Raw genomic sequence first — 26,371 nt, 5'->3', positions numbered from 1 at the left:
GTTGCCGCCGCCCCACATGACTCAAGGCATGCACCAAGGCAGGCGCCGGTACTTCCACAGGAATAATTGGCCCGAAATAAACTGTGGGAGCGGGTTTACCCGCGAAGCGCCGCGCGGGCGGCGCTCGATCTCATAGGCGCTGCAAAAACACCGGCAGGCACCTGGTGGCCCTCACTCAATCCGCCCTGCGCCTAAAACGCCGCCTTGAAGATCGCCTCGATCTCCGCCTGGCTGGCCACCCGCGGATTGGTCAACCCACAGGCATCCTTCAGCGCATTGCCCGCCAACACCGGCACATCCTCAACCTTGGCCCCCAGCTCGGCGAGCCCGGCCGGGATGCCGATCGCCGCCGCCAGGTGCTCGATGGCAGAAATCGCCGCTCCAGCCCCCTGCTCCGCCTCCAGCCCACACACTTTCACGCCCATGGCCTTGGCCACATCGCGCAGACGCGCGGCGCTGACCTTGGCATTGAAGCGCTGCACATGGGGCAGCAGCACCGCGTTGCACACCCCATGGGGCAGGTCGTAGTAACCGCCCAACTGGTGCGCCATGGCATGCACGTACCCCAGAGAGGCGTTGTTGAAGGCCATACCGGCAAGGAACTGCGCATAAGCCATGTTCTCCCGGGCCTGCAGGTCGCTGCCGTCGGCCACCGCCTGGCGCAGGTTGTCGCTGATCAGGCTGATGGCCTTGAGCGCGCAGGCGTCGGTGATCGGCGTGGCGGCAGTCGATACATAGGCCTCGATGGCGTGGGTCAGCGCGTCCATGCCGGTGGCGGCGGTCAGCGACTTGGGCATGCCGACCATCAGCGCCGGGTCGTTGACCGACAGGATAGGCGTGACGTTGCGGTCGACGATGGCCATTTTCACGTGGCGCGCCTCGTCGGTGATGATGCAGAAGCGGGTCATTTCGCTGGCGGTGCCGGCGGTGGTATTGATGGCGATCAGCGGCAGTTGCGGCTTGCTCGAGCGATCCACCCCTTCGTAGTCGCTGATATGCCCGCCGTTGGTGGCGCACAGCGCAATGCCCTTGGCGCAGTCATGGGGCGAACCACCACCCAGCGAGACCACGCAGTCGCAACGCTCGCGCTGCAGCACGGCCAGGCCGGCCTCGACGTTGGCGATGCTCGGGTTGGGCTTGGCGCCATCGAACACCACCGAGTCGATATCGCGCATGGCCAGCAGCCCGGCGATGCGTTCGGCCACGCCAGCGCGGGCCAGGCCCTGGTCGGTCACGATCAGCGCCTTGCGCAGGCCGTAGCCGGCGATGGCGGCCATGGCTTCGTCCAGGCAGTCGATGCCCATGATGTTCACGGCTGGGATGAAGAAGGTGCTGCTCATGGCCGGGTCCTCTCAAGCTGTCGGTAGGGCTTGAGCATCCGCCTGAAGCAGTGGCCGGGTGTTGATCCAGAGCAAAGGGCGCGCGGGAACGGGCCTCAGCGGATCTGATGCTTGTGCAGCAGCCGATAGAAGGTCGGCCGGGAGATCCCCAACACCTTGGCCGCGATGCTGAGGTTGTCGCTGTGCCGGTTGAGTACGTCGCACAGGGCCTGGCGCTCGGCGCGGTGCTTGTAGTCCTCCAAGGTGCCCAGCAGCGCTTCCTGAGCCACCTGGTCGTGCAGGCCCAGGTCCGGGGCTTCGATCTGCCGCCCTTCGGCCAGCACCAGGCCCCGGCGCACACGGTTGGCCAGCTCACGCACGTTGCCCGGCCAGTCATGGCGGCCCATGGCCGCCAGCGCGCTGTCGCTGAAGGAGCGCGGCCGGCGGCCGGTCTCCAGGCTGTAGAAACGGGCGAAATGGCTGGCCAGCATCGACAGGTCGCCATGCCGGTCACGCAGCGGCGCGGTCACCACCTGCAGCACGTTGAGCCGGTAATACAGGTCTTCACGGAAACGGCCGAGGGCGATGGCCTTTTCCAGGTCGACGTGGGTCGCTGCCAGCACCCGCACATCCACGGCGATCGGCTGGGTGCTGCCCACCCGTTCGATGTGCCGCTCCTGCAGAAAGCGCAGCAGGTTGGCCTGCAGCTCCAGCGGCAGGTCGCCGATCTCGTCGAGGAACAGGGTGCCGCCATTGGCCGCCTCAATGCGCCCGACCTTGCGCTGGTGGGCACCGGTGAAGGCGCCCTTCTCATGGCCGAACAGCTCGGACTGGATCAGGTGTTCGGGAATCGCGCCGCAGTTGATGGCGACGAACGGCTGGTCATGGCGCTGCGACAGGCGGTGCAGGGTGCGCGCCACCAATTCCTTGCCGGTACCGCTCTCGCCACGGATCAGCACCGGCGATTCGGTGGGTGCCAGTTTGCCGAGCAGTTTGCGCAGTTCGCGGATCGGCCGGCTCTCGCCCAGCAGTTCGTGCTCGGGCTCGGCCTCGCCATCGCGCACCGCGCCTCGGCCACGCAGGCGCGCCATGCCGAAGGCCCGGCCAAGGGTGACCTGCACCCGCGACACGTCGAACGGCAAGGTGTGGAAGTCGAAAAACCATTCGCAAACGAAATCGCCGACATTCTGCATGCGCAGTTCTTCGGCGCTGAGCACGGCGATCCATTCGGTATTGCTGCGTTTGATCATGTCCTTGACCGCGTCGGGGTGACGCAGGTGCGAGGCCTGCAGGCGCAGCAGGCCGACATCGCAGGGGTGCTCCAGGGCAACGTCCAGGCTGCAACTACGCACATCCCAGCCGACGCCGCGCAGGCCCGGTAACAATCGATGACAATCGTCGCAGGGGTCGACGATCAGCAAGCGACGTTGGGCGGCAGGCTCGAGCATGACCATTCCTTGGCGCCGGAATAGGGTTTTTTATCTATAAACAGTAAGTTGCGACGCCAAAAGTAACAGTAGCAATGAACTTGACAGCCCCCACTACCGTTGGTCAGCCCGATTCGGCCGTATTTGAGCCGCCCGGGAATTTTCGTATTTTATTGACGTCACAGACGGCACGCAGAAACACCTTGCAATGCGTCCAGATAAAAAAATTCTTAGATTGTGTGACTCATCCCCTGATCTGGAGCATCAGTACGATTAACACCGCGCTGTAACCTGTACCGGAATAACACCGCGGAAACACTTTTCGCTGTTTGGGACCATAGAGAGACCGAACCCATGAACGCCCCGCTCCGTGTCAACGAAGCACTGCTGATTGCCGACCACGCCTTCGAACCCTTCCAGTGCGTCGCCTGGGATGCACCCAACGGTACCGGCGAACTAAGCCTGGCAGTGATCGACCGGACCAGCGCCCGCATCGGCGCCAAGCAAGTCTCTTCGCGGGTCTATTCGGACCCTGCGCAGTGGGCCAGCCTGATTGAGGAAGTGCGTGCCGAACTGTGCCAGAAGGGCTATGACCTGCAACCCTGGTCGATGCCTGAATAAGCAAAGCGCGGTGATTCCTGTGCGTGCCCGGCACGCACAGGTGCAACTTCAAAGTTCCCCTCGCTACAACTTTCTTTCATGCGACATCCCGTCGCAGTTATTCCATTCAATTGACGGTAGCGAACTGCTCGATATGCCGATAATCGGCATGAAGTTGTTCGGCAAGTTGCCGTGCGCGACCCACACGTACCGCCGCCAATTCCATATCCACCAGCAAAGTACTGCACGGTAGCGGTTGCGCTGCTTGCCACCCCTGCAGCCGACCATCGGTCAGCAACAGGCAGCGCTGCACCTCGTGGGGCAGCCGTTTGCCCCGCGCCAGCAACCAGTGCCGTGCCTCTTCCAGGGCCGCCAACAGCGGTGTGCCACCGCCGGCACCCAGCTGCTGCAGCCAGGGCTGGAGCGCTTGCGAAGCCTTGAGCCCGTGGCGTTGCCACTGCGGTTTGCTGCCACTGGCGGTCAACAGCGCCAACCGCGCACGTTGCCGGTAGGCCTGGTCGAACACCCCCGCCAGCAGGCCCTTGGCCTGGGCCAGCGCCTGGTGGCGACGGGTGGAGGCCGAGGCATCGACGATCACCAGCCACAGTTCCGGCGCCTGGGCCTGGCGCTGCTGCCAGCACAGGTCGCGGCGCTGGCGAGGGCGGCCTTTGAGCAGGGTCGGCAGCCAGGCGATGCGGCCATCTTCGGCTGCCCGGGCGCGGCCACGGGAAACACCGTTCAACTGGCCGACGCGGGGTCTGGCATCTGCCGCCTGGGCGTCGCGGCGGCGGATGCTCAGGGCTTTTTTGCCCAGTTCGGCACCTCGCGCCGAGCACCGCTGGCCACCGGCTGCGGCCCCAAGGCGCCCCAGTCGCCCTGCCCCTGGGCCTGACCCGGAGCCTGCGACTGCTCGGCGGCACCGGGCGGGGTGGCCTGTGCCTGCGCAGAGTCCTGCCGACGACGGTGACGCAGGGCAAATTCGGCGACGGCATCCACATCCTGCTCTTCGATGGCAGCGTGGCCACGCCAGGCCGCATGGGCGCGGGCGGCGCGCAGCCACACCAGGTCGGCGCGCAGGCCATCGACCCCGGCGGCGAAACAGCGTTCGGTGATCCAGGCCAGCGCCTGGTCGTCCAAGGCGATCGCGGCCAAGCGCTCGCGGGCGGCCCGGCAGCGCTCGCGCAACTCCGTCTGGGCTCCGGCCCACTGGGCGCAGAAGGCTTCAGGGTCGCTGTCGAACGCCAGGCGCCGGCGAATGATCTGCTGGCGCGCCTCGGGTGCCGGCAAGCCGTCGAGGGCGACGTTCAGGCCAAAGCGGTCGAGCAGTTGCGGGCGCAGCTCGCCCTCCTCCGGGTTCATGGTGCCGATCAGCACGAAGCGCGCGGCGTGGCGATGGGAAATGCCATCGCGCTCGATGCGGTTGGTGCCGCTGGCGGCCACATCCAGCAGCAAGTCCACCAGCGGGTCGGGCAGCAGGTTGACCTCATCCACATACAGCACGCCGCCATCGGCGTGCGCCAGCACGCCTGGGGCGAAACGCGCCTGGCCCTGGCCCAGCGCGGCGTCCAGGTCGAGGGTGCCGACCAGTCGTTCCTCGGTGGCGCCGAGCGGCAAGGTGACGAACGGCCCATCGCCCAGCAGGTCGGCCAGGCCGCGAGCCAGGGTGCTCTTGGCCATGCCGCGCGGGCCTTCGATCAGCACACCGCCGATCTTCGGGTCGATGGCGGTCAGGCACAGGGCCAACTTCAGTTCGTCGGCCCCCACCACGGCGGCCAGGGGGAATTGCACAGGTTCGTTCATGTTCAGCAGTCTTCCTCGCCTTCGAGCAACTGTTGCTCGAGGCTCTCGCGGTAGTCGCCCGGGTCCTGCCACAGGCCGCGCTGCTGGGCTTCCAGCAGGCGCTCGGTGAGGTCGCGCAGGGCTTCGGGGTTGTGCTCGCGCATGAAATCACGGGTCGCCGGGTCAAGCACGTAGGCGTCGGCCAGGCCTTGGTAATGATGGTCGTCGATCAGCCCGGTGGTGGCGTCGAAGGCAAACAGGTTGTCGACCGTCGCCGCCAGCTCGAAGGCTCCTTTATAGCCATGACGCTTGGCGCCGTCGATCCACTTGGGGTTGAGCGCGCGGGCGCGGATCACCCGGTTGAGCTCTTCCTTCAAGGTTCGGATACGCGGCCGGTCGGCCTGGCTGTGGTCACCGTGGTAGCTGGCCCGGGCGGTGCCAGCCAGGGTCTCGGCGGCGGCCAGCATGCCGCCCTGGAACTGGTAGTAGTCGTTGGAATCGAGCAGGTCGTGCTCGTGGTTGTCCTGGTTCTGCAGCACCGCCTGCACCTGGCTCAGGCGCTGGGCGAAGCGCGCGCGGGCCGGGGTGCCTTCGTCGCTGGCGCCGTAAGCGTAGCCGCCGTGGTTGAGGTAGACCTCGGCCAAATCGTCGCGGCTGTGCCACAGGCGCCCGTCGATGGCGTTCTGCACCCCGGCGCCATAGGCGCCGGGCTTGGCGCCGAACACGCGCCAGCCGGCCTGGCGCGCCGCCAGTTCTTCATCCAGGCCGTCATCGAGCAGCGCCTGACGCTCGGCACGCACGCGGGCGGCCAGCGGGTTGAGGTCATCCGGCTCATCCAGCGCGGCCACCGCCTGCACCGCCGCGTCGAACAGGCGAATCAGGTTACCGAAGGCATCGCGGAAGAAGCCCGAGACCCGCAGCGTGACATCGACCCGTGGGCGATCGAGCAGGCTCAGCGGCAAGATCTCGAAGTCGTCAACGCGCTGGCTGCCGGTTGCCCATACCGGGCGCACGCCCATCAGCGCCATGGCCTGGGCAATGTCGTCGCCGCCGGTGCGCATGGTGGCCGTGCCCCACACCGACAGGCCCAACTGGCGCAGGTGGTCGCCGTGGTCCTGCAGGTGGCGTTCAAGAATCAGGTTGGCCGAGGCGAAGCCCAGACGCCAGGCGGTGGTGGTGGGCAGGTTGCGCACATCGACGGTATAGAAGTTGCGCCCGGTGGGCAGCACGTCCAGGCGGCCACGGCTTGGTGCGCCGCTGGGCCCGGCGGGGACGAAACGCCCGGCCAGGGCCGCCAGCAGGCCGTCGATTTCGGCAGCGCCGCAGGCGTCCAGGTTGGGGGCGACCTGCTCGACCAGCGCATGCAGCACTTCGCGTACCGGTTGCCAGTCAGCCTGCCCTTCAAGTGGGCAGTCGCCTTCCAGCGCCTGTTCGATCAGTGTCAACGCCAGCAGTTCGAGCCGTTCACGGGTATCCCCGGCGGTGCGCCACAGCGCTGCGTCAAGCTGCTGCAACAGCGCCGGGCGCGGCCCTTGCCAGGCCTGGCCGAGGTCGCAATCGAGCGGGTCGAAGCCCAGCCCCAGCGCCCGGGCCAGGGCGCGGATCAGGCTGGCATTGCCGCCCTTGCCGTCGCCGCGCTCCACCCGCAGCAGCGCCAGCAGCGTGTCGCTGCGCAGCCGGCCCTGGGGCGACTGGCCGAACACGTGCAGGCCATCGCGGATCTGCGATTCCTTGAGATCGCACAGGTAGGTGTCCAGCCGCGGCAGCCACACCGCCGCGTCGTCCAGCTGGCCTTCGAGCTGCAGGTCGCGGTCGATGTGGTTGGCCTTGAGCAGTTCGAGGATGTCGCGCTGCAGCTCCTGGGCACGGCGCGGGTCGAGCAGCTGCGCTTCGTAGTATTCGTCGGCTAGCTGCTCCAGCTGGCGCAGTGGGCCATAGGTTTCGGCACGGGTCAGCGGCGGCATCAAGTGGTCGATGATCACCGCCTGGGTGCGCCGTTTGGCCTGGGCGCCCTCGCCCGGGTCGTTGACGATGAACGGGTAGATGTTCGGCAGCGGGCCGAGCAAGGCGTCTGGCCAGCATTCATTGGACAGCCCGACGCCCTTGCCCGGCAGCCACTCCAGGTTGCCGTGCTTGCCGACGTGAATCAGCGCATCGGCGGCATAGCCGTTGCGCAGCCAGAAGTGGAACGCCAGGTAGCCGTGGGGCGGCACAAGGTCGGGGTCGTGGTACACCGCGCTGTGGTCGACCTGGTAGCCGCGCGCGGGCTGGATGCCGACGAAGGTCAGGCCGTAGCGCAAGCCGGCCACCATCAAACGCCCGCTGCGGTACATCGGGTCCTGTTCGGGCGGGCCCCAACGTTCCAGCACGGCGCGCTGGTTGGCCTCGGGCAAGGCGGCGAAGGCGCTGTGGTAATCGGCCAGGCTCAGGCTCTGGGCGCAGGGGCGCTGGTCGAGGTGGTCGAGGTCGTTGGTCACCCCGCCGAGCAACTGGTGGATCAGTTCGGTGCCGCTGTCGGGCAGGCCGGCCACCGGGTAACCCTGCGCCTGCAAGGCCTTGAGAATGTTGAGTGCGGCGCCGGGCGTATCCAGGCCGACGCCATTGCCGATGCGCCCATCGCGGGTCGGGTAGTTGGCCAGCACCAGCGCCACGCGCTTCGCCTGGTTGTCCAGGCGCGCCAGCTCGACCCAGCGCCGCGCCAGTTCGGCGACGAAGTCCATGCGCTCGGGGTGGGCCCGGTAGCAGACCACATCGGACTGGCTGCGCTCGCTGCGCCAGGCCAGGTCCTTGAAGCTCACGGGGCGGGTGATGATGCGCCCATCCAGCTCCGGCAAGGCGATGTGCATGGCCAGGTCGCGAGCGCCCAGGCCCTGTTCGCTCTGCTCCCAGGCCGGTTGGTTGTCCTGGGCACAGATCGCCTGCAGCACCGGTACATCGCGGCGCAACGGGCGCAGGTTGGGCTGTTCGGGGCTGGACAAGGCAAAGCCGGTGGTGTTAATCACCACTTCAGCCTGAACCTCATCGAGCCAGGCCTCGACCTGGTCGAGGCAGGCGCGCTCCTTGAGGCTGGCCACGGCAATGGGCAGTGGGTTCAGGCCACAAGCTTGCAGGCGTTGGCAAAACACGTCGATGAAGCCGGTGTTGGCCGCCTGCAGGTGCGAGCGATAGAACAACAGCGGCGCCACCGGTTGCTCGGGGTGCCAGTCGGCGTACCAGTCCTGCAACTGGGCGCTGGCCTTGGCCGGGTGGTAAACCGCAGTACGCGGCAACGGCTGCGGTTCATCCCAGGCGTAGTCACGCCCCAACCACTGGCTGGCCAGGCAGTTGAACAGGCTGACTGCGTTGGCCTTGCCACCCTGGCGCAGGTAGTGCCAGAGGCGTTCGGCCTGCTCGCCACGCACCGTGCCCAGGTCGGTCAGTTCCGGGTCGGGGCGGTCATCGCCGGGCACCAGGATCAGTTGCACGCCGCGCTGGCTGAGCTCCACCAGCTGCTCGACGCCGTAGCGCCAGTAACCGACGCCGCCGTGCAGCGACACCAGGATCACCTTGGCGTGGCGCAGCACCTCGTCCACATACAGGTCGACCGAGGCGTGGTTCTGCACCTGCATGGGGTTGGCCAGGCGCACGCTGGGGAAGTCGTCCGGCAACTGCTCGGCGGTTTCGGCGAGCAGCGCCAGGTGCGAATCGCCGCTGCAGAGGATCACCAGCTCGGCGGGGGTCTGGCCGAGGTCGGCAATGCTGTCGTCCGGCACGAAGCCGCCGGGCTGGGTCCGCAGCAGGTGCATGGGTCAGGCGCCCAGGGCTTGGCGCAGGCGCGCTTCCAGGTGCACGGCATCGAGGTCCTGGCCGATCAGCACCAGGCGGGTGATGCGCGGCTCGTCAGTGCGCCAGGCGCGGTCGAAGTGCTTGTCGAAGCGCGTGCCCACGCCCTGGATCAGCAGGCGCATCGGCTTGCCGGGGATGGCGGCGAAGCCTTTGGCGCGCAGGATGCCGAACTCGGTGACCAGTTGCGTCAGGGCGTCGAGCAGCAGGCTTTCGTCGGCCTCTGGCAGGTCGATGGAGATCGAGTCGAAGGCGTCATGGTCGTGATCGTCGTGGTCATCGCCGTCGTGGTGCGAATCGTGGTGGGTGCGACGGCCATCGATGTGCGCCTCGGATTCGGCACCGACACCCAGCAGCACTTCCAGCGGAAGGCGGCCACTGCTGGCTTCGATCACTTTCACCGCTGGCGGCAGTTCTTCGGCGACTTCGGCACGGACCTTGGCCAGGCCTTCGGCGTCGATCAGGTCGGCCTTGTTCAGCACCACCAGGTCGGCGCTGGCCAGCTGGTCGGCGAACAGTTCATGCAGCGGCGATTCGTGGTCCAGGTTGGGGTCGAGCTTGCGCTGGGCGTCTACCTGGTCCGGGTAGGCGGCGAAGGTGCCGGCGGCCACTGCCGGGCTGTCGACCACGGTGATGACCGCATCGACGGTGCAGGCGTTGCGGATTTCTGGCCACTGGAAGGCCTGCACCAGGGGCTTGGGCAGGGCCAGGCCGCTGGTTTCGATGAGGATGTGGTCGAGGTCGCCGCGGCGCGCCACCAGTTCGCGCATCACCGGGAAGAACTCTTCCTGCACGGTGCAGCACAGGCAGCCATTGGCCAGCTCGTAGACGCGGCCGTTGGCTTCTTCTTCGGTGCAACCAATGCTGCACTGCTTGAGGATTTCGCCATCGATGCCCAGCTCGCCGAACTCGTTGACGATCACCGCGATGCGGCGGCCCTGGGCGTTGTCGAGCATGTGGCGCAGCAAGGTGGTCTTGCCCGAGCCGAGGAAGCCGGTAACGATGGTGACGGGGAGCTTGGCCAGTGTTTTCATGTCGCGATGCCCTTGGCAGCAATGGCGCGGGCATGCGGGACGACAGCCTCGGGCGTTGCCGGCCGGGCGCGTTCGCCACCGGATCACCCCGCCCGGTTGATAGTCGAAAACGTTGCGAGGCAGGTCTCCTGGCTTGCACTGTTCCGGCAGCGGTGCCGGGGGGATGGCGCCTTCCCGCGCTTGCGCAGTGGCTGTGCCGATCCTTTTGAGTGCTTACAGTTGCGGGGGCAGCCGCGGCTTGGACCGCGTTCCCGTCTTAGCTCCGGCCTGGGCCGGAGAACCTCGAAGCGGCAAGGCTACGCATCCGCCCGACACCGGTCAACCGCTGGGGCGATTGACGCAAGCCACGCCCCATGATTTGCTAGCGCACTGCGTTCAGGTGCCCCCATTGGGGGTGAAACGGGAAACCGGTGCGTCCAGCGTCTTTAATAGACAGCGGACAAGGCCGGTGCTGCCCCCGCAACGGTAAGCGAGTAAAGCGTCTTGACCACTGTGCCGGTTCATCAGGCATGGGAAGGTGACGCCAATAGATGGAGCCCTGCTCCACCTCGTGAGCCCGGAGACCGGCCTGACACCACATCAACACCCCGCGGTGGGCGGGCGCTGTCGTATTCCCTGGGCTGTTCTGCCCGGGAGCGCCGCGCCTGCCCGTTGCCCCAATAAAAGCAGCAGAGGAACGCGTCATGCCGATTACCAGCACAAAACACAGCATCGCCACCCCCGCCACACTCAGCCAGCGCATGGTCATCGCCATCGGCGCCAGCCTGCTGGGCCTGTGCCTGGTTTACTTCGCCGGCTTCTCGCACATCGAGGCGGTGCACAACGCTGCCCACGACACCCGCCACAGCGCCGCCTTCCCCTGCCACTGAGTAGCCCCGCATGATTACCCGTATTGCCCGCACCGCGGGCTTCAGTGGGCTGCTCGCGGCCCTGCTGCTGACACTGCTGCAGAGCTTCTGGGTCGCCCCACTGATTCTTCAGGCAGAGACCTATGAAAGCGCCGCCCCGGCAGCCGAGCACCATGAGCATGGCGAAGCCGCCGCCCCCCACGAACATGAGCACAGCGCCGAAGCCTGGGCGCCGGAAGACGGCTGGCAGCGCGTGCTGTCCACCACCGGTGGCAACCTGGTGGTAGCCGTTGGCTTTGCGCTGATCCTGGTCGCACTGTATAGCCTGCGCGAGCCGGGCCGGGTCAGCACCGGCGCGCTGTGGGGCCTGGCCGGCTTTGCAGTGTTCTGCCTGGCGCCGACCCTGGGCCTGCCGCCGGAGCTGCCGGGCACCGCCGCCGCCGACCTGGGCCAACGCCAGACCTGGTGGATCGGCACCGCCGCTGCCACCGCCGCTGGCCTGGCATTGCTGGTGTTCGGTCGCAACTGGCTGTTGAAGGTACTGGGCGCTGCGCTGCTGGTTGTGCCCCACGTGATCGGCGCGCCACAGCCAGCGGTGCATGAAAGCCTGGCACCCGAGGCACTGGAAACCCAGTTCAAGATCGCTTCCTGGCTGACCAATGCCGCCTTCTGGGTGGCCCTGGGCCTGCTCAGCGCCTGGCTGTACCGTCGCTCCAGCCAAGCCTGATGCTGGAATCAGCAAAGCCGCCGGCGCTGTATGCCGGCTTTGGGTGCCGCCGGGGTTGCCCGGTGGAGACCCTGGCGGTCCTGCTGCGCCAGACCCTGGCCGAGCACGGCCTGCCGCTCAGCGCGCTGCGCGGCATCGCCAGCATCGCGCCAAAGGCCCGCGAGCCTGGCCTGCTGGCCTTGGCCGAGCGCCTCGGGCTGCCGTTCATCTGTTTCGATGCCGGGCAACTGCTCGGCTTCGAGCCGCTGCTCAGCCAGCGCTCGGCCATCGCGTTCGCCCAGACCGGCTGCTGGGGTGTGGCCGAAAGTGCCGCACTGGCCCTGGCTGGCCGCGAATCGCCGCAGCCTGGCCTGCGCGTGCCGCGCCAGCGACTCGGCGGCGCTACCCTGGCGCTGGCCATCGGCGGATAATCCGCCCTTTTTACCTGCAAGGACTCCCCATGACGGTCTACTTCATCGGCGCCGGCCCCGGCGATCCGGAACTGATCACGGTCAAGGGCCAGCGTTTGATCCGCCAGTGCCCGGTGATCATCTATGCCGGCTCCCTGGTACCCGCTGCCGTGCTCGAAGGGCACCGCGCCGAGACAGTGATCAACAGTGCCGAACTGCACCTGCAGCAGATCGTCGAGGCCATGCGCCAGGCCCACGCCAACGGCCAGGACGTGGCCCGGGTACATAGCGGCGACCCCAGCCTGTATGGCGCCATCGGTGAGCAGATCCGCCACCTGCGCGAACTGGGCATCGACTACCAGATCATCCCCGGTGTGACGGCCACCGCCGCCAGCGCCGCGCTGCTGGGTTGCGAGCTGACCCTGCCCCAGGTGTCGCAGACAGTGATCCTGACCCGTTACGGCGACAGCTCACCGATGCCGGCTGGCGAACAACTGGCCGACCTGGCCCGGCATGGCAGCACCCTGGCCATCCACCTGGGCATCAAGAACCTGGCGCGGATCGTCGAGGAGCTCCTGCCCCACTACGGGGCCGACTGCCCGATCGCCGTGGTCCATCGCGCCACCTGGCCCGACCAGGACTGGGCCAGGGGCACCCTGGCGGACATCGTCGAGCGCGTGGCCAGCAAGGGCTTTCGGCGCACGGCGCTGATCCTGGTCGGCCATGTGCTGGGCGATGCACCCTTCGCCGAATCGGCGCTGTACCGCGCCGGCCACGCCCACCTGTACCGCCCGGGCAGCTGAAGCGATTGCCGCCAGACGTGGCGACGGCGCACACTGCCCTTCCACGTCACGGAGCCACGCCCATGCTCGAACTACGCCCCAACTGCGAGTGCTGCAACAGCGACCTGCCGGGCGACAGCCCGGACGCCTTGATCTGTTCGTTCGAATGCACCTTCTGTCGCAACTGCAATGACCAGCACTTGCACGGCCGCTGCCCCAACTGTGGCGGCCCGCTACTCAGCCGCCCGCCCCGGGTGGGCCAGGCCCTGAAGAACAACCCCGCCTCCAGCGAGCGCATCCTCAAGGCGCATCCCGCCTGCAGCTGACCCGCCTGCCTCAGTGCCTGCCCTGGGGCGTTCCCGCGCCCCTTTTGTAGTCCTTTTCTACAAATCCTTGTTGTCTTTTCAACGCGCCTATACTCGCCTATTACCAAGGGTTCGGAATCACCGTAATGTGCGCGCTGCCCAGTTGATCCGCAGGCGTGAGCCCGATGGAAGATTGGACATGGGCTCAATCCGACAGGAGTTTCACATGACATCCGTGCTGTTGGTCGATGACCATCACATTGTTCGCCTTGCTGTACGCATGCTGCTCGAGGGGGAGCGCTTCACCGTCGTCGGTGAAACCGGTAAGGGCAAGGATGCCGCACGCCTGGCCGAGCAGACCAAGGCAGATGTGGTCATCCTCGATATCGGCCTGCCCGACCTCGATGGCATGGAAGTGATCAAACGCCTCAAACTGCTCAACCCCTCCCCCAGGATCATGGCGCTGACCGGCCAGCCGGCCGACCTGTACGTGCGCCGGTGCATGGACGCCGGCATCTCGGCCTTCGTCAACAAGGACGAGGACCTCGACGCCCTGGTCTTTGCCCTCAAGGCGCTGGTGAAAGGCTATTCGACCTTCCCGCAGATGGCAGTCAACAGCAACACCCTGGAAAGCGAGGGTGAACGACTGGGCAGCCTGTCGAACCGTGAAATGGAAGTGCTGCGCCGCCTCTGCGCAGGCCAGAGCAACAAGCTGATCGGCGAACAGATGCACCTCAGCGCCAAGACCATCAGTACCTACCGCGGTCGGATCATGGAGAAGCTCAAGGTCGAATCACTGGTGGAAATGGTCGACCTGGCCAAACGCAACAACGCGGGCTGAAGCATGAGCAAGGGCACACTGCTGTGCCTGGTGCTGACCTTGCTGGTGCCCGTGCAGGGACTGCCCCAGACCACCAGCGAGGACCGTCACCTGCTGGCCCGTGCCCAGAGCGCCGCCGCGCCACTGCCCCTTGACGACAACGACCGGCAATGGCTGCGCGAACGCCAGGTACTGACCTTGGGCGGCTCGCGCCCCGACTACCCGCCTTTCGATATCAACACCAGCCAGGACGACTACGAGGGCCTGAGCGCCGATTATGCCGGCCTGATCGCCGAGCAACTGGGGATACCCATCAAGGTACGGCGCTACCCTACCCGCGCGCAGGCCATCGCTGCCCTGCACCGTGGCGAGATCGACCTGCTGGGCACCTCCAACGCTTTCGAAGCCGCAGACGCCGAACTCGCCCTGAGCCTGCCCTATGCCGATGACCTGGCGGTGCTCGTCAGCCGACAGGGCGGTGCTCTGCTGGAGGGCAGCGACCTGGCCGGCCGGCGCCTGGCCCTGGTCGATCACTACCTGCCCCTGCAAGCCGTCCAGCAGCTCTACCCCAACGCCCAGATAACCCTGTACCGCTCTACCCTGGCCGGGGTCGCGGCGGTCGCGCTGGGCCAGGCAGATGCTTACCTGGGCGACGCCATCAGCAGCGACTACGTGATCAGCAGAAGCTACCAGGGTGCAGTCAAGGTCGATCACTTCGTCAAACTGCCGGCCGGCACTTTCGCGTTTGCCCTGGATCGCGACAACCAGCGCCTTCGCGCACTGATCGACCAGGCCTTGGGGCGCATCGCCGACAGCGAACGGCTGAACATCCTGCGCCGCTGGACCACTGGCAGCACCAGCATCCTGCTAGATCGCCGGCTGGACGCCCTTACCGCCGAGGAACGGGCCTGGATCACCCAGCACCGCACGGTGAAGGTGATGATCAATACTGCCCTCGCACCACTGACGTTCACCGACAGCCAGCAGCAACCACGCGGCCTGACCATGGACCTGCTGGAGCAAATCAGCCTGCGCACCGGCCTGCGTTTCAACGTGGTCGGAGCGCAGTCGTTCGGCGAGATGGTCGATGCTGCGACTCAAGGCAAGGTCGACATGCTCGGCGCCATTGGCTATGACCCGCAGCTGGCCACTCGCTTGCGTTACAGCCGCCCCTACCTGGCCAGCCCACAGGTGCTGGTGACACGCGCCGGCTCACCGCCATTGGACCCGGCACAGCCGCTGAGCGACCAGCGGGTGGCGCTGTTGCGCGGCTCGCCGCTACTCGACGGGCTACTGCAGCAGGCACCTCGAGTGCGCCCGGTCGAGGTGGACAATCCACTGCAACTGATGGAAGCGGTGCTCCTACGCAATGCCGATGTCGCGCTCAGCCCCTATATCAACGCCAGCTACTTCATCAGCCAAGTTTTCAAGGGCGACCTGCGTGTCGCTGCGCAACTGGGTGATCAGCCCGCGCTCGCGGCCTTCGCCGTCGACCCTGCACAGCCCAAGCTGCAGGCCATCCTCGACAAGGCGTTATTGAGCATTGCGCCTGACGAGCTTGAACAACTGGTCAATCGCTGGCGTACCAGTGCGGTTGTCAGCGACAGCCCATGGCGCAACTACCGGACGCTGGCCCTCCAGGTGCTGGTGCTGGCCAGCGTGCTGCTGGCGGGCGTGGTGTTCTGGAACAGCTACCTGCGCAAGCTCATCCATCAGCGCACCGAGGCCCAGCATGCGCTGCAAGATCAACTGCAGCTCAGCCGCGGGCTGTTGGAGCAGTTGCGCCAGGCGAAAGAGGACGCCGAACAGGCCAACCAAGCGAAAAGCACGTTTCTCGCGGTCATGAGCCATGAAATCCGCACGCCGATGAACGCGGTCATCGGCTTGCTCGAACTGGCCCTGGAGGACAGCCGTCATGGCCGCATCGATGGCCAGGCGCTGGAAACCGCCCATGGCTCGGCGACTGGACTGCTTGAGCTGATTGGCGACATTCTCGATATTTCGCGCATCGAAGCCGGGCACATGACCCTGCAGCCGGTGGCCGTCGAACTGGTCGGCCTGGTGCGCGCCACACTGCGGCTATTCGAGGGCAATGCGCGAACCAAGGGCATTCACCTGCGTGCCGCGCTGCCCACGGAGCACTGCTGGGTGCTGGGCGACCCACTGCGGCTCAAGCAGGTGTTGTCCAATCTGTTGAGCAACGCGATCAAATTTACCGAGGAGGGGCGGATAGACGTTGCACTGGAGGTAGCTGCGCATGGCGAGCAATCGATGGGCGTCATGTTGCAGGTGAAGGATAGCGGCGTGGGTATCAGCAGCGCTGACCAGGCGCGACTGTTCCACACCTTTGCCCAGATGGACGGACGCCAGGCCCGCCAAGGCGCGGGGCTAGGCCTGGTGATCTGCCGCGACCTGTGCGAGCTGATGGGCGGCACCCTGACCCTGCAAAGCCTCGAGGGCCTGGGCACCCAGGTAGATGTGCACCTCGATCTGCCGGTCGCCGTTGCGCCCGCGGGCCAATCACCCAAGCCTCCTGCGCCACCGGCCGACAGCCCCGCATTGAGAGTGCTGGTGGTCGATGACTACCCTGCCAACTTGTTGCTGCTCGACAAGCAGCTGCGCACGCTAGGCCACAAGGTAGTGCTCGCCGAACAGGGCCAGGACGCGTTGGCATTGTGGCGAAAACACCCTTTCGATGTGCTGATCACCGATTGCAACATGCCGATCATGGACGGGCACGAACTGACCCGAAGCATCCGCGCGCTGGAACGTGACCAAGGCCTGCCTGCCTGCGTGATCATCGGCGTCACCGCCAATGCCCAGGCGCAAGAGCGTCAACGCTGCCTGGACGATGGCATGGACGAGTGCCTGTTCAAGCCCATCGGCCTGCAAGCCCTGCGTGCATGCCTGGCGTCGGCGAGCGTGCTCCCGGCGGCGGCTGTCGCCACGGTTGCCACGTCGATGCCTGGCCACAGCGGTTTTGCGCTGGAGCAATTGCGCCACCTTACCCAGGATGACGAGCAACTGACCCTGCGCCTGCTGCGGCAACTGGCCGAGAGCACTCGAGAAGACCTGCAAGCACTGCACGAGCTGGGAGCCTCGCCGCCACCTGATCCGCTCGCCATGGCCGTTCACCGCATCAAGGGCGGCGCCAAGATGCTCAAGGTGCGGGGCGTGGTGAAGGACTGCGAGGCCATTGAGCGGGCCATGGCCCTGGGCCAGCCAACCGAGCAATTGCTTGCTCGCCTGCTGGCCAGCCTGCAGAACCTGGAGCAAGAGCTGCGCCAGGGAATCAATGCAATTGAAGGGTCGAACTGATCTGGCTGATCGCGTCCACCACGTGCCGTGAGCCCTGCTGGATCTCCATGATCACCGTGCCCGCTTCATTGGCCAGCTCCACTCCCAGCCCGGTGCGGGTCAGGCTCGACTGCATGCTGGCCACGGCATTCAATGACAGGTCATGGTTCTGCCGCACCACTTCGACGATCTCCAGCGTTGCCTTGCTGGTGCGCGCGGCCAGGCTGCGCACTTCATCGGCGACCACGGCAAAGCCACGCCCGTGCTCGCCAGCCCGGGCGGCTTCGATCGCTGCGTTGAGTGCCAGCAGGTTGGTCTGGTCGGCAATGCCGCGAATGGTCAGGACAATCTGGCCGATCAGCTCGGACTGCTTGCTCACCGCATCGAGGCTGAGTGCGGCCTGGTTGAGCTCGGCAGAAATCTGCTCGATCACCTCGACCGTCTGCTGCACCACCTGGGTGCCCTTGCGCGCGCAGGCGTCGGTTTGTACCGAGCTTGCGTGGGCAGCATCGGCAGCGGTCTGTTGGGTGCTGACCTGGTTGGTGATGTCGCTGGCGAACTTCACCACTTTTGTCAATCGCCCCTTGTTGTCGAAGATCGGGTTGTATGAGGCCTCCAGGTACACGGTCTGGCCTTGCTTGTTGACCCGTTCGAAGCGGTGCGAGTGGTATTCGCCGCGGTTCAGCGAAGCCCAGAACTCGCGGTACTGGGCCGATTCACGTTCGTGGGCCAGGCAAAACAGCCCGTGGTGGCGGCCCACCACTTCTTCCAGGCGATACCCCATGGTGTCGAGGAAATTCTGATTGGCCTTGATCACCCTGCCGGCCGGGGTGAACTCGACCACCGCCATGGAGCGGCCGATGGCCTTGAGCAGGCTCTCGCTCTCGTGTTCTTCGATCACATGGCGGGTGATGTCGGATGCCACCTTGATGACGCTGGTGACCTGTTGGCGGTCGTCGATCACTGGCATGTAGCTGGCTTCGAGCCAGACTTCGCGGCCGGCCTTGTCCAGGCGTTCGAAGGTGCCGCTGATGGCCTTGCCCTGCCCCAGCTCACGCCAGAGTTGCTGGTACTCGGCGCTTTTGGCGTAGGTGGGGTCACAGAAAATGCGGTGGTGCTTGCCGCGGATCTCGTCAGCGCTGTAGCCCATCGTCGTGCAGAAATGGTCGTTGGCTTCGAGAATGGTGCCATCGGGGGCAAACTCGATCATGGCCATGGAGCGGCTGATGGCGGCGAGCTTCGCTTCCATGGCCGCGAGGGCCTGGCGGCAGCGCTGGATTTCGACCAGGTCGGACTTGCGGTGGTACTCGAACATGCGCTGGGACTCCTGTGCCCCTCGGGATGTCCTGAGCATAGATGGGCGTTATCGGCGTGCAAGCGCTTTGATATCACTTTAGGATTAGGTATTTGAGCCGTTGGTCGGGTTCGGGTTCGGGTTCGGGTTCGGGTTCGGGTTCGGGTTCGGGTTCGGGTTCGGGTTCGGGTTCGGGACTCAGTGTGTTTGTTTTGATGGATGTATGCGCATTCATTGGTGATGTCGACGCTTAGTCACCTTTCCGCCCTTACGGCGGCCTACTTTTTTCTTGGAAAAAGTAGGCAAAACCGCCTGCTCCCATCATACGGCCCCTACGCTGCGCTTCGGGGTCCCCTCGCTCCGGTGCCTTCCGGGCCCGCGCGGCCTACGACTTGCTGCGCAAGTCTACATCTCGCGCCTTCGGCTTACGCCGAAGGGTGCTGCGCACCAGGGCCCTACAGTCACCTCCACTCGGCCTCCTGAAGTCGCAATTTGTGTTGCCTGGACTATCGCGCGCTTAGAAGCAAAATCAAAAACAAATCAAGAGCAGATCAAGAGCAGATCAAGAGCAGATCAAGAGCAGATCAAGAGCAGATCAAGAGCAGATCAAGAGCAGATCAAGAGCAGTAATGCGGCTATCTAGATTTGGCTGTTGTTTATGTGTTGTTTATTCGGGCCCTATCGCCGGCAAGCCGGCTCCCACAGGTACAGCACAAGTTTGCAAGTTCGCACTAACCTGTGGGAGCTGGCTTGCCAGCGATTGCAATCCTGAGCTCCCAACCAATCCAACTAGCGACAGCTAACGCCAGCCCAGGCGCCGCCCCTAACTTCGCGACTTCAGGAGGCTGAGCGTAGGCGTCTGGAGGGCCCTGGTGCGCAGCACCCTTCGGCGTTAGCCGACGGCGCGAGATGTAGACTTGCGCAGCAAGTCGGAGGCCGCGCGGGCCCGGAGGACGCCGGAGCGAAGGGACCCCGAAGCGCAGCGTAGGGGCCGGATGAATGGAGCGAGCGGTTTTTGGTTACTTTTTTCCAAGAAAAAAAGTAACCCGCCGTAAGGGCGGAAAGGTGACTACGCGTCGACATCACAAATGAATGCGCACACCTTATAAAAACAAACTAATCACCAAAGAAACAACTCAACATTCTCAGCCCGAGTAAAAACCACATCAACGATCAAGAACTCTCCCGCTGCATCAACTCAAACCCCAGATCCTGCTGCTCAGCCACAACCCGCTTACCATCAAGCATCGCCAGCAACGCCTGCGCCGCCCCCCGCCCAACCGCCGCCCGCGGCGTACGAATCGACGTCAACGGCGGCACCATATGCGCCGAAGCCGGCAGATCGTTGAACCCGATCATCGCCACCCGCCCAGGCACCGCAACCCCCTCACGCAGCGCCTGCAGCACCGCCCCCTGCGCCAGGTCGTCGTTACAGAAGAAAATCCCATCCACATCCGGCGCCTGCGCCAGCAAACGGCTGAACAACTCACCACCCAAACCAATCGACGAAGGCTGCGGGTCAAGCATCTCCAGCTCCGGCGCCTGCAACCCAGCCTCCGCCAGGGCCTGACGGAAGCCCTCGGCACGCTGCATCACCCTCGGGTCCAGTTGCGCCGCGATGAACCCCAGGCGCCGCCGCCCACGCGCAATCAGATGCTGCGCCGCCGCACGCCCGGCCTGGTGCTGGGAGAACCCCACCGACAGAGCCCCCGCTTCACCACCCAGCTCCATCATGTGCACGCAGGGCACATGGCTGGCCGCAAGCAACTGCCGCGAACCCTCACTGCGCTCGAAACCGGTGAGCAACATGCCGCAAGGTTGATAGGCGAGATAGTTGCGAATCAGGTTCTCTTCCTCGGCAATATCGTAGTGATAGTTGCCGATCAGCACTTCCAGACCGCGCGGGCGCATGACCTCGTGAATGGCCTCGAGGGTGTCGATGAACAGCTGGTTCGACAACGACGGAATCAGCACCACCACCGATTGGCTGCGCGCCGAGGCCAAGGCCCGCGCCGCCGGGTTGGCAACATAGCCCAGGCTGCCTGCTGCCGCCACAACCTTGGCCACCAGTTCCGGGGCGACAGTACTCACCCCGCGCAGCGCGCGGGAAGCGGTAATCGGGGATACCCCGGAAAGCCTGGCGACTTCCGCCAGAGTGGGACGACCTGTGGTACGCGAGCCGATGCGAGACATGAATGTTGTAATTTTACTACTTGCAGGAATGGGGAACGGTCACTAAGGTAGCGCTGTCTCTGGATGCAGGCAATGCAATCTTGGTAGCAGCCATGCATGCAGCGTCCATACTGCCTAAGACAAAATCAATAACACCCGGGAGGGTGGCGCTCGCACTCTCGTTTCGCCTCGCTCGAGACAGCGCTATCTCACCCAGCAGGAGGTACCGATGAACTTTCCACTGTCCGCGATAGTGGTGATGGGTGTGGCTGGATGCGGCAAAAGCAGCATCGGCGCCGCCATCGCTGCACGCAGCGGCGGTCGCCTGGTCGAAGGCGATGCTTTCCACCCCGCCAGCAACATTGCCAAGATGAGCGCCGGCATCCCCCTGGACGATGACGACCGCGCCGGCTGGCTGGTGCGCCTCGGCGAAGAGCTGCAGGCCATCATCAAAGCCGGCGAGCGCCCGATCCTCACCTGCTCGGCACTCAAGCGCCGCTACCGCGAAACCTTGCGCCAGGCCGTGCCCGAGCTGGGCTTCGTATTCCTCGAACTGACCCCGCAGGAAGCCGAAAAGCGCGTACTCGCCCGCCCCGGCCACTTCATGCCGGCCAGCCTGATCGACAGCCAGTTCGCCGCCCTTGAATCACCACTGGGCGAGCCACTCACCCTGGCGCTGGATGCCACCCGCCCGATCGAGACCCTTGCCGAGACCGTGCATGACTGGCTAAAGCCCTGCGGTGAGCGGCCCCTGGCGCGGACTGCCTGACCCGGCGGTTTTCCGGCTCACCAAAGATAGCGCTATCTCGCCACCTGAAAGTGGCGAACGCTCAAAACCAAGCTACGCCAAAACAACAACGACAAGACCGAGGCATACGAACCATGTTCGGACTGGCTACTGATACCTTCCTGTTGCTCGACGCGATGGTCACCATCATCGGGCTCATCCTGCTGATCACCCATTTTAAGGTCCACCCCTTCGTTGCCCTCACCCTGGCCGCAGGCTTTCTTGGCCTGACCTCCGGCATGCCGGTGGCCAAGGTGATGAAGTCGTTCCAGGACGGCTTTGGCGGCGTGTTGGGCTTTGTCGGCATCGTCCTTGCGCTGGGCACCATGCTCGGCAAGCTGATGGCCGACTCCGGCGGTGCCGACCAGATCGCCCAGACGCTGATCCGCGCGTTCGGCAAGCAGAAAGTGCACTGGGCAATGATGTTCGCCGCCTTCCTGGTGGGCATCCCGCTGTTCTTTGAAATCGGCTTCGTGCTGCTGATTCCCCTGGTGTTCATCGTCGCCCGCCGCTCCGGGGTGTCGCTGGTGAAGATCGGCATCCCGCTGCTGGCCGGTCTGTCGGTGGTGCACGGCCTGGTGCCGCCGCACCCGGGGCCATTGCTGGCGATCGGCATCTTCCATGCCGACATCGGCAAGACCATCTTTTACGGCCTGCTGGTGGCCCTGCCCACCGCCGTCATCGCCGGCCCGCTGTTCGGTAACTTCATCTCGCGCTACATCCCCGGCAACCCTTCCCAGGAGCTGATGGACCAGATCGCCCGTGAATCCGACCAGAAGAACCTGCCCAGCTTCAGCGTGACCTTGATCACCGTGCTGCTGCCGGTGGTGCTGATGCTGCTCAAGACCTTCGCCGACGTGGTACTGCCGGCCGAGCACATCGTGCGCCAGTGGATGGACCTGATCGGCCACCCGATCACCGCCCTGCTCGCCGCCCTGCTGCTGGCCTTCTATACCTTCGGCTCGGCGCGCGGTTTCAGCCGCCAGCAGATCATGAAGATGCTCGACCAGAGCCTGGCCCCCACTGCCGCGATCGTGTTGATCGTCGGCGCCGGCGGCGGCTTCAAACAGATGCTGGTGGATACCGGCGTGGGCAACGTGATCGGGCAAATGGCCGTGCAGGCCGAGATTTCGCCGATCATGCTGGCCTGGCTGGTGGCCGCGGTGATCCGCATTGCCACCGGTTCAGCGACAGTCGCCACCATCACCGGCGCGGGCATCGTCGCGCCGGTGATCGACCTGGTGCCGGGCGTCAACCGCGAACTGCTGGTGCTGGCCACCGGCGCGGGTTCGCTGATCCTGTCCCACGTCAACGACGCCGGTTTCTGGCTGGTCAAACAGTACTTCAACATGACCGTGGCCGAGACCTTCAAGACCTGGAGCATGATGGAGACCATCCTGTCGGTGGTCGGCATCATCTTCATCATGTTGCTGGCCCAGGTGGTGTGACCGTTGATCAGGGCCATGGCAACTTGCTGACGAGGGCGTGGCCCAAGTGAGACAGCGGCCCCGCGCAAGCGGGGCCGATCTCTTTCTGTCGCAAGGAGCTTGCCCGATGAACCGATCCTTCCTGTTCGCCGCCTTGCTTGCATCGCCCCTGGCGTTCGCCGCCGGCACCGCCGCCACCTACCCCGACGACCCGCACAACCCGGCACCACAGCCGGGCGTGGACAGCACCCTCAACCCGATTGAGAAGCCCATGCCTCGGGACACCGACCCGCGGATCAAGGGCTATGACCCGGACAGCCCTGCGGCCCGGCAAAATGTTGATCAGGATCTGCCGGGGCTGGGGGAAAGTGGCTCAGAGGGCATGGGGCGCCAAGGTGAAGGTGCCAGCGGCAAGCCCTGAGGCGCGCCACATCACCACTGCCGCTTGTCTGGCCGGGTCAACCCCAGTTTTTCGATCTTGTAGCGCAGCATGTCCCGCGACAGCCCCAGCAGGCGTGCCGACTTGGTGACATTCCAGTCGGTGCGGTCGAGGGTGCGGCAAACCATGTCGCGTTCCATGTCCGGCAGGCTGCCAGCGGTTTCCGGCTCATGCCGAGGCAGCTCGAAGATGGCCGCTGGCGCCGGCTGGGCTACGGGTTCGTCAACCAGGGTCAGGCACAGGTTCAACTGATGCGCACCGATCACCTCGCTGGGTGCCAGCAATACGGTCTGCTCAAGCATGTTGCGCAGTTCGCGTACATTGCCCGGCCAGCTGTAGCCGAGCATCATCGCCTCGGCCTCGGCGGAAAAACGCAGCCCAGGCTTGCCGTAGCGTCGCCCGTGGTGGGCGAGGAAGTGCCGCGCCAGGCGCAGGATGTCCTGGCCACGGGCATACAGCCGGGGCACCTTAAGGGCGATGATGCGCAGGCGGAAGAACAGGTCGCGACGGAACTTGCCCTGCTGCACCATCTGCTCGAGGTTGCAGTTGGTGGCGCTGATCACCCGCAAATCGACCTTGCGCTCCTTCACCGCGCCAATGCGGCGAATACTGCGGTCTTCGAGCAGCTTGAGCAGCTTGGCCTGCAGCACCAGGTCCATCTCGCCGATCTCGTCGAGGAACAGGGTGCCGCCATCGGCCGCCTCGACCAGGCCCACGCGGCGCTCCTTGGCATCGGTGAAGGCGCCCTTTTCATGGCCAAACAGTTCGGCTTCCAACAAGTTGGCCGGGATCGACGCGCAGTTGAACTCGATGAAAGGCCCCTTGGCGCGACTGCCGTCGAAATGCAGGGCGCGCGCCACCAGCTCCTTGCCGGTGCCGGTTTCGCCTTCGACCAGCACAGGCGGAAGATCGTCGCTGGCCATGCGCCGTTCGGCATCGAGCACCTGGCGCAGGGTGTGCTTGAGCTCGAGCATGACCGGCGACTCGCCGATCAGCGCCTGCAACCCCGACTTCTGCGCCTCGCGTTCCTGATAGAACGACAGCGTACGCTCCATGCGCTCGGTGGCCAGGGCCTTGTCCAGCATCAGCTTGAGCTCGGCCAGCACCACCGGCTTGGTGAGGTAGTGGAAGGCACCCTCCTTCATGGCCAGCACGGCGTCTTCGACGTTGCCGTAGCCGGTCATCATGATCACCTTGAGCTCCGGGGCCTGGGCCACCAGGGTGCGCAACAGGTCATGGCCGCTCATGCCGGGCAGCGAGTTGTCGGTGATGACCGCGTCAGGCTGGGCCCGCTTGATCTGCTCCAGGGCCAGCTCGGCGCTGTGGCACACCGTCACCTCGAAGCCTTTGAGTTTCAGGTAGGTGCAAATGTTGTCGGCGAGGATTTCGTCATCCTCTACCACCAGGATGCTCTGATCCATGGTCCCCTCCCGCTGCAAGATTGAAAGTAAGGCTGACGCGGGTTCCTTCCTCTTCGCGGCTGCTCAGTTCGACCGAACCGCCAAAGCGCTCCATGATGCGTTTGACCAACGCAAGGCCGACACCCAGGCCGCCCTGCTTGGTGGTGAAAAAGGGTTTGAAGACCATGCGTTTCTGCTGCTCGGTCATGCCTTTGCCGGTATCGCTGAGCAGCAGCTGGGCCTGCTGCCCATCCAGCGTCAGCACCTCGGCACGCAACTCGCCGCCCTGGGGCATCGCTTCCAGCGCATTGGCGAACAGGCTGTTGAGGATCTGCGTCAGTTGCAACGGCTGGCTGGCCACCCACTGCTCAGCGGGCCCGCTGAAGCTGAAGCACACAGCGTTACGCTGGATCTGTGGGGTGAACATCTGCCGCGCATCCTCGATAGCGGCGACCAGGTCGACGGCCTCGGGCTCGTCACTGGCCGGGCGCAGCGACACCAGCAGGTCGCGCACCCAACGTGACATGCGGTCGACCTGGGTAACGATGTCACCGATATTCTTCTGCGCCGCCGGGTTGGCGATCTCCTGGGCCAGTTCGGCGCTCGAGCGTATGTTGGCCAGCGGATTGCGCAGGCTGTGGGCCAACGCCGAGGACATCTCGCCAAGGGCGGCATAGGTTTCGCTCGCCACCAGGCGATCCTGCTGGTGGTGCAGCATGCCGGCAGCCCGGCGCACGATCCAGAACAGCCCGAAGTAGATCAGCCCACCGCCTGCCAGGGTTGAGCCCCAGATCAGCACATAGCCACGCTGGATGCGCCGCACCAGGTCCTGGGGCTCCTTGTAGATCTCGACCATGGCCAGCACCTGCTCGCCCTGGCTGTCGAACAAGGGAATGTAGTTCTCGATGAACAGGTGGCGCGGCTCGCGCTCGAACTTCTGCTCTTCGCGATCCTCGTCTGCCTTGTGGTAACTGGCCGAGACCGATTTGCGCGAGCGAAAGGCATGCTCGAGGTCGTCATCATCATCGATGCGCTTGCCGATCAGTTGCACATTGGTCGACCAGACCACCGTACGATCGCGGGCATAGACGTTGGCCAACAGCGTGTCGGGCAGGTGCTCGACATGGTCGAGGAACTCCACCCGGGTCGACTCGGCGAGTTGCGGGGTGAACTGCAGGTGCTGCTGATCGAGCCGTGGGTCGAGCAGCTCGCCCATGGTGACGCCCGGCGGCAATTGCGAATGGCGTACCTCGGCCTGGGCCATGGCCTGGATGAACTGGGCGGTGAGCATGGCATCGCGCTCGACGCTGTCACGCACCACGAAGCGTGTCGACGCATAGCCAAGGCCAATGGCCACCGAAGCGATGATCAACAGGCTGACCAGTGAAAACCAGCGCAGCAGGTTGAACTCGCGTAACGGCGCAGCCTGCCCGGTCGAGGGCGCAGCGGATTTGTCGGGGGCTTCGTCCTGCAGTGTCTGCATCGCCTGATTCCCGCCTGGATACTGCCGAGGATGGCCTGCGCTACGCGCAGTAGCACATTGATGGCTGCCGACCATGGTGCCGGCCTTGGCCGAAGGTTAGATGATGGAAAGCAAGATTTTGGCCAGTACTTGGCTCATTTAAATATTCATTGATAATCAGGTAGTTAGCGAATACTCATAAAGTAAATTAGATAAATGTTCCCCACATTTGGGTAATCTT

General features: G+C 65.1%; 20 protein-coding genes, 2 pseudogenes and 2 riboswitches. Of the genes and pseudogenes, 11 read left to right on the top strand and 11 right to left on the bottom strand.

Translation table 11 applies throughout. The annotated features are described in order from the left end of the window. Positions 1–191: 191 nt before the first annotated feature. Both yiaY and ACQ4N9_RS18615 read right to left on the bottom strand, forming a co-directional pair. The gene (gene yiaY / locus ACQ4N9_RS18620; RefSeq protein WP_390971389.1) at positions 192–1,340 is read right to left on the bottom strand and encodes an L-threonine dehydrogenase; all 1,149 of its coding nucleotides are present in this window, start codon (positions 1,338–1,340) and stop codon (positions 192–194) included. 95 nt (positions 1,341–1,435) lie between these two features. Continuing rightward, complete coding sequence (locus ACQ4N9_RS18615; protein WP_390971387.1) at positions 1,436–2,767, bottom strand: sigma-54 dependent transcriptional regulator; 1,332 nt, start codon at positions 2,765–2,767, stop codon at positions 1,436–1,438. 333 nt (positions 2,768–3,100) lie between these two features. On the opposite strand from ACQ4N9_RS18615, the gene ACQ4N9_RS18610 reads away from it, so the two are divergent. Beyond that, positions 3,101–3,367 (top strand): hypothetical protein, encoded by a 267-nt coding sequence (locus ACQ4N9_RS18610; RefSeq protein WP_110994481.1) that lies wholly within the window; start codon positions 3,101–3,103, stop codon positions 3,365–3,367. 106 nt (positions 3,368–3,473) lie between these two features. Here ACQ4N9_RS18610 and ACQ4N9_RS18605 read toward each other — a convergent pair whose 3' ends face one another. From ACQ4N9_RS18605 to cobW, 4 genes are read right to left on the bottom strand one after another with little or no spacing between them, the layout of a single operon-like run. Beyond that, positions 3,474–4,088, bottom strand: coding sequence for a vWA domain-containing protein (locus ACQ4N9_RS18605; RefSeq protein WP_390971385.1), 615 nt, complete (start codon positions 4,086–4,088; stop codon positions 3,474–3,476). Between the two features lie 53 nt (positions 4,089–4,141). Continuing rightward, positions 4,142–5,146: an ATP-binding protein gene (locus ACQ4N9_RS18600; protein ID WP_390971383.1), complete on the bottom strand. Its 1,005-nt coding sequence runs from the start codon at positions 5,144–5,146 to the stop codon at positions 4,142–4,144. A 2-nt stretch (positions 5,147–5,148) separates the two neighbouring features. After that, entirely contained in the window at positions 5,149–8,910 is a 3,762-nt protein-coding gene (gene cobN / locus ACQ4N9_RS18595) for a cobaltochelatase subunit CobN (RefSeq protein WP_390971381.1), read from the bottom strand. A 3-nt stretch (positions 8,911–8,913) separates the two neighbouring features. After that, complete coding sequence (gene cobW / locus ACQ4N9_RS18590; RefSeq protein WP_125464208.1) at positions 8,914–9,981, bottom strand: cobalamin biosynthesis protein CobW; 1,068 nt, start codon at positions 9,979–9,981, stop codon at positions 8,914–8,916. A 101-nt stretch (positions 9,982–10,082) separates the two neighbouring features. Further along, a riboswitch (cobalamin riboswitch) is annotated at positions 10,083–10,281 on the bottom strand. Positions 10,282–10,341: 60 nt separating this feature from the next. Continuing rightward, a riboswitch (cobalamin riboswitch) is annotated at positions 10,342–10,567 on the top strand. Positions 10,568–10,664: 97 nt separating this feature from the next. On the opposite strand from cobW, the gene ACQ4N9_RS18585 reads away from it, so the two are divergent. The 7 genes from ACQ4N9_RS18585 (at position 10,665) to ACQ4N9_RS18555 (ending at position 17,170) form a co-directional block, all read left to right on the top strand. Then, on the top strand, positions 10,665–10,850 hold the full coding sequence (locus ACQ4N9_RS18585; RefSeq protein WP_110994477.1) for a CbtB domain-containing protein: 186 nt from the start codon (positions 10,665–10,667) through the stop codon (positions 10,848–10,850). A gap of 10 nt (positions 10,851–10,860) precedes the next feature. Further along, positions 10,861–11,556 carry a CbtA family protein gene (locus ACQ4N9_RS18580; RefSeq protein WP_390971378.1) on the top strand — a complete coding sequence of 232 codons (696 nt, stop codon included), beginning with the start codon at positions 10,861–10,863 and terminating at the stop codon, positions 11,554–11,556. Beyond that, entirely contained in the window at positions 11,556–11,966 is a 411-nt protein-coding gene (locus ACQ4N9_RS18575; RefSeq protein WP_390971376.1) for a cobalamin biosynthesis protein, read from the top strand. Before ACQ4N9_RS18580 ends, ACQ4N9_RS18575 begins: the two co-directional genes overlap by 1 nt. A gap of 29 nt (positions 11,967–11,995) precedes the next feature. Beyond that, on the top strand, positions 11,996–12,748 hold the full coding sequence (gene cobM, locus ACQ4N9_RS18570; protein ID WP_390971374.1) for a precorrin-4 C(11)-methyltransferase: 753 nt from the start codon (positions 11,996–11,998) through the stop codon (positions 12,746–12,748). A gap of 62 nt (positions 12,749–12,810) precedes the next feature. After that, complete coding sequence (locus ACQ4N9_RS18565) at positions 12,811–13,053, top strand: DUF1272 domain-containing protein (RefSeq protein WP_125464212.1); 243 nt, start codon at positions 12,811–12,813, stop codon at positions 13,051–13,053. Positions 13,054–13,258: 205 nt separating this feature from the next. After that, on the top strand, positions 13,259–13,873 hold the full coding sequence (locus ACQ4N9_RS18560) for a response regulator transcription factor (RefSeq protein WP_110994472.1): 615 nt from the start codon (positions 13,259–13,261) through the stop codon (positions 13,871–13,873). Between the two features lie 3 nt (positions 13,874–13,876). Next, positions 13,877–17,170: a transporter substrate-binding domain-containing protein gene (locus ACQ4N9_RS18555; RefSeq protein WP_390971371.1), complete on the top strand. Its 3,294-nt coding sequence runs from the start codon at positions 13,877–13,879 to the stop codon at positions 17,168–17,170. Here ACQ4N9_RS18555 and ACQ4N9_RS18550 read toward each other — a convergent pair. From ACQ4N9_RS18550 to ACQ4N9_RS18540, 3 genes and pseudogenes are all read right to left on the bottom strand, one after another. Then, a pseudogene (locus ACQ4N9_RS18550) lies at positions 17,145–17,579 on the bottom strand (methyl-accepting chemotaxis protein); the annotation flags it as partial. The gene ACQ4N9_RS18555 and the pseudogene ACQ4N9_RS18550 overlap by 26 nt on opposite strands. A gap of 102 nt (positions 17,580–17,681) precedes the next feature. Further along, a pseudogene (locus tag ACQ4N9_RS18545) lies at positions 17,682–18,398 on the bottom strand (PAS domain-containing protein); the annotation flags it as partial. Positions 18,399–19,616: 1,218 nt separating this feature from the next. After that, positions 19,617–20,636: a LacI family DNA-binding transcriptional regulator gene (locus tag ACQ4N9_RS18540; RefSeq protein ID WP_390970931.1), complete on the bottom strand. Its 1,020-nt coding sequence runs from the start codon at positions 20,634–20,636 to the stop codon at positions 19,617–19,619. 208 nt (positions 20,637–20,844) lie between these two features. Here ACQ4N9_RS18540 and ACQ4N9_RS18535 point away from each other — a divergent pair, with 208 nt between their 5' ends. The 3 genes from ACQ4N9_RS18535 to ACQ4N9_RS18525 all read left to right on the top strand — a co-directional run bounded on the left by ACQ4N9_RS18535 (position 20,845) and on the right by ACQ4N9_RS18525 (position 23,250). Next, a complete protein-coding gene (locus ACQ4N9_RS18535) occupies positions 20,845–21,384 on the top strand; it encodes a gluconokinase (protein ID WP_125858795.1) in 540 nt (179 codons plus the stop codon). Positions 21,385–21,497: 113 nt separating this feature from the next. Next, positions 21,498–22,850 carry a GntP family permease gene (locus ACQ4N9_RS18530; RefSeq protein WP_125464219.1) on the top strand — a complete coding sequence of 451 codons (1,353 nt, stop codon included), beginning with the start codon at positions 21,498–21,500 and terminating at the stop codon, positions 22,848–22,850. Between the two features lie 106 nt (positions 22,851–22,956). Further along, complete coding sequence (locus ACQ4N9_RS18525; protein ID WP_390970929.1) at positions 22,957–23,250, top strand: hypothetical protein; 294 nt, start codon at positions 22,957–22,959, stop codon at positions 23,248–23,250. Positions 23,251–23,261: 11 nt separating this feature from the next. Here ACQ4N9_RS18525 and ACQ4N9_RS18520 read toward each other — a convergent pair whose 3' ends face one another. Both ACQ4N9_RS18520 and ACQ4N9_RS18515 read right to left on the bottom strand, forming a co-directional pair. Then, positions 23,262–24,689: a sigma-54-dependent transcriptional regulator gene (locus tag ACQ4N9_RS18520; protein ID WP_390970927.1), complete on the bottom strand. Its 1,428-nt coding sequence runs from the start codon at positions 24,687–24,689 to the stop codon at positions 23,262–23,264. Then, entirely contained in the window at positions 24,658–26,151 is a 1,494-nt protein-coding gene (locus ACQ4N9_RS18515; RefSeq protein WP_390970925.1) for a sensor histidine kinase, read from the bottom strand. Before ACQ4N9_RS18515 ends, ACQ4N9_RS18520 begins: the two co-directional genes overlap by 32 nt. Between the last annotated feature and the right edge of the window lie 220 nt (positions 26,152–26,371).

The sequence above is a fragment of the Pseudomonas sp. ES1 genome, assembly GCF_050586605.1.
Taxonomy (GTDB): domain Bacteria; phylum Pseudomonadota; class Gammaproteobacteria; order Pseudomonadales; family Pseudomonadaceae; genus Aquipseudomonas; species Aquipseudomonas sichuanensis.
The sequence above is the reverse complement of the archived record's forward strand: the minus strand, read 5'-3'. Positions and strand labels throughout refer to the sequence as shown.